At 72.5% G+C, this 2,947-nt stretch carries 4 protein-coding genes; 1 reads left to right on the top strand and 3 read right to left on the bottom strand.

What is annotated here, in order from left to right; translation table 11 throughout:
* On the bottom strand, positions 1–306 hold a 306-nt coding region (locus ACRDSK_RS32465), incomplete at its 3' end, for an MATE family efflux transporter (RefSeq protein ID WP_431445241.1).
* A 60-nt stretch (positions 307–366) separates the two neighbouring features.
* Between ACRDSK_RS32465 and ACRDSK_RS32460 the strand changes: the two genes are divergently transcribed.
* On the top strand, positions 367–891 hold the full coding sequence (locus ACRDSK_RS32460; protein WP_431445240.1) for a CGNR zinc finger domain-containing protein: 525 nt from the start codon (positions 367–369) through the stop codon (positions 889–891).
* On the opposite strand, the gene ACRDSK_RS32455 is transcribed toward ACRDSK_RS32460, so the two are convergent.
* Both ACRDSK_RS32455 and ACRDSK_RS32450 read right to left on the bottom strand, forming a co-directional pair.
* Positions 888–2,249, bottom strand: a complete 1,362-nt coding sequence (locus ACRDSK_RS32455; RefSeq protein ID WP_431445239.1) for a Gfo/Idh/MocA family protein — start codon at positions 2,247–2,249, stop codon at positions 888–890. The two genes, ACRDSK_RS32460 and ACRDSK_RS32455, sit on opposite strands and share 4 nt — an antisense overlap.
* 94 nt (positions 2,250–2,343) lie before the next feature.
* A partial coding sequence (locus ACRDSK_RS32450; RefSeq protein WP_431445238.1) for an SIS domain-containing protein occupies positions 2,344–2,947 on the bottom strand: 604 nt, incomplete at its 5' end.

Here is a 2,947-nt window from a genome sequence, read left to right as displayed (position 1 = left end):
GATCAGCACGACGCCGACGACCACCGCGAGCCAGGTGGCCTGCACGCCCTCGCCGACGGCTTCCGCGCGCCGGTCGGCGCCGTGCAGCCGGGCGGCGCGCGCGGTGGTGCCGTAGGACAGGAAGGTCAGCTGGGTGGAGACCTGCGCGAGCACGATCGCCGCGACCCCGAGCCCGCCCAGCTCGACCGCCCCGAGGTGGCCCACGACGGCGGTGTCGACCAGCAGGTAGAGCGGCTCGGCGGCGAGCACGCCGAGCGCCGGCACGGCGAGCCCGAGGATCTGCCGCAGCGAGGCGCGCTCGGCCACGATTCCTCCAGTAAGGTGCTTACTAGGCTTTCGCCCCTGACACTACGGTAAGGACCGCGGATGGACAACGCCGATTACCTGGACGTGGCGCTCCGCCTGGCCAACTCGCCGCTGGACGACGTGTCGGACCTGCGTGCCGCGCTGCACGACGAGCCGTGGTGGTCCGACCGCGCGACCGAGGTCGACCTGGCCGCGCTGAACCCGGTGGCGGCCGGCCTGCGCCGGGTGCTCGCCCGGGCGGTGGCGGGCGACGATGCCGGTGTGCTCGGTGCGGTCAACGAGCTGTTGGCCGCGCATCCGCTGCGCCCGCGGCTGTCCGCCGGGCACGACCGGTCAGTGCCGAACTGGCACGTCCACGTGGCCGATGTGGAGGCCCCACCGGCCACGGAGGTCGCGGCCGCGGCGTCGTGGGGCATCGCGCAGGGTGTCGTCCACTATGGACTGTCCCGCTGGGGCCGGTGCGGCGCCGAGGACTGCGCCAACTACTACCTGGACACGTCCACCAACCGCGCCAAGCGCTTCTGCTCCCCCCGCTGCGCGAACCGGGTCCACGTGGCGGCGTTCCGCTCCCGCCGGCGTACCTAGGGTTTCTCGGAGTCGGTGCCCGGGTGCGGGGTCTGCCAGCGGCCGCGGGTGAAGTCGGGGAACGGGACGGGCGCGCCCTTCTCCTTGACCGACAGCACGGACAGCGGGAACGGCGCGTTCCACGCCGCGGAGTCGTACACGTCGATGTCCGGCGGCAGACCCAGTCGCAGGCACTGCACGAGGCGCCACAACATGATGTAGTCCATGCCGCCGTGCCCGCCGGGCCCCGGGCCCACGTCGGTCCACAGCCAGTGGTCGAAGTCGGCGTAGTCGTCGAACGAGGCCCACTCGTCGTTCGAGTGGTCCGGCTCGAGGTAGATCCGCGGCGGGTAGTCCTCGAAGACGCCCCTCGTGCCCGCGAGGTGGTTCAGCCGGGAGTACGGGTGCGGGTTGGACACGCCGTGTACGAGGTGGATGACGCGGCCGAGCTCGGTCTGGATGAGGCTCATCGTCACGTCGCCCTTGACGTAGCGCTCCTGCCAGGTCGGGTCGCCCTCGGGCATGTGCGCCGCCCGGTAGTCGGCCAGGCCCAGCGCCGGCGTGCTCATCGAGGTGATCCGGACGAACCGGTCGCCGCGGTGCAGGTCCATGTACGCGGCGACGGGACCGAGGCCGTGCGTCGGGTAGAGGTCACCGTTGTAGCGGGTGTGGAAGCGGCGGCGCCACTGGTCCTCGTAGTAGGTCTTGGAGAACAGGAGCTCGCGCAGGTCGTGCAGGTAGGCGCCGGAACCGTGCAGCAGCTGGCCGAACTTGCCCTCGTGCGCCATGCGCAGGGCCCGCATCTCGTTCTGCCCGTAGCAACAGTTCTCGAGCTGGATGCAGTGCCGCCGGGTTCGCTCGGAGGTGTCGACGAGCGTCCAGAGATCCTCGAGCGTCAGCCCCATCGGGACCTCGACGCCGACGTGCTTGCCGCGGCGCATCGCGGTCAGCGACATCTGGGTGTGCCACTCCCACGGGGTGGCCACGTAGACGAAGTCGACGTCGTCGCGGGCGCAGAGGTTCTCGTAGTCGTGGTCGCCCGCGGTGTAGACCGCCGGTTCGGGCCGGCCGGCGTCGGTGACGACCTTGGCCGCCCGGGCGGCGAAGTCCGGACGGATGTCGCAGAGCGCGGTGACCCGGGCGCCGGGGATCTCGAGCAGCAACGGAAGTATCCCGCCACCCCGGTTGCCGAGCCCGATGATCCCGAAGCGGGGGCTCTCGTGCGCCTCGAACGGCACGCCGATCATGGGGCGGCCCTTGGCCTTCGGTGCCTCGGCGGCCGCCTCGACGGTCGCGGTCCCCGCCACCCCGAGCCCGACTCCCGCCACCGCCGCGCTCCGGAGCACGTCTCGCCGGGACACCGGCCGCCGTTCGCCCATTGCACGCTCCCCGATCTATTCTGCGTGAAATTGCGCTACTTCAAGCACTATCACACACAGGGCGACGGTCCGGCGACGGCCAATCGGAGTAGCGTCAGCCGAGGATGACCGACCTGTCGAGGTGGCGGGGCCGGTCCGGGTCGAGTCCCAAGGCGTGCGCGCGCAGCTCGGCCATCCGGTGCACCCGGACCAGGTCGGCCAGCGGATCGCCGGCCCAGGTCTCCACGTGCGCGCCGGTCGACCGGAGGTCGTCGAGCAGGCCCGGCGGCGCCGCACCGAAGATCCACACCACCCGCCCCGGGGCGGCGATCGAGATCGGCCCGTGCCGGTACTCCATCGCGTAGTACGACTCCGTCCACGCCTGCGCCGCCTCGCGCAGCTTCAGCGCCGCCTCGTGTGCCAGGCCCACGGTCCACCCGGTGCCGAGGAACGTGAGCTGGGACGCGGCCGCCAGCTCGGCCGGCAGGTCGGCGTCGAGCGCGGCAGCGGCGGCGGCCGGCAGACCCGAGGTGTCCTCCCCCAGATGCGTGCGCAGCAGGACCAGCGCCGCCGTCGCGAACCGGGTCTGCACCACCGACCGCTCGTCGGCGAAGTTCAGCGCGACCACCGAACCGGCCGCGGCCGCGACCGGCGTGTCCGGCGCTGCGGTGACCGCCACGGTCGGCGCCCCGGCGACCCGGTCCAGCGCGGCCAGCACC

This window comes from Actinophytocola sp., assembly GCF_050699915.1.
GTDB lineage: Bacteria > Actinomycetota > Actinomycetes > Mycobacteriales > Pseudonocardiaceae > Actinophytocola.
Note: the sequence above shows the minus strand (reverse complement) of the source record. Positions and strands in the feature narration are given on the sequence as shown.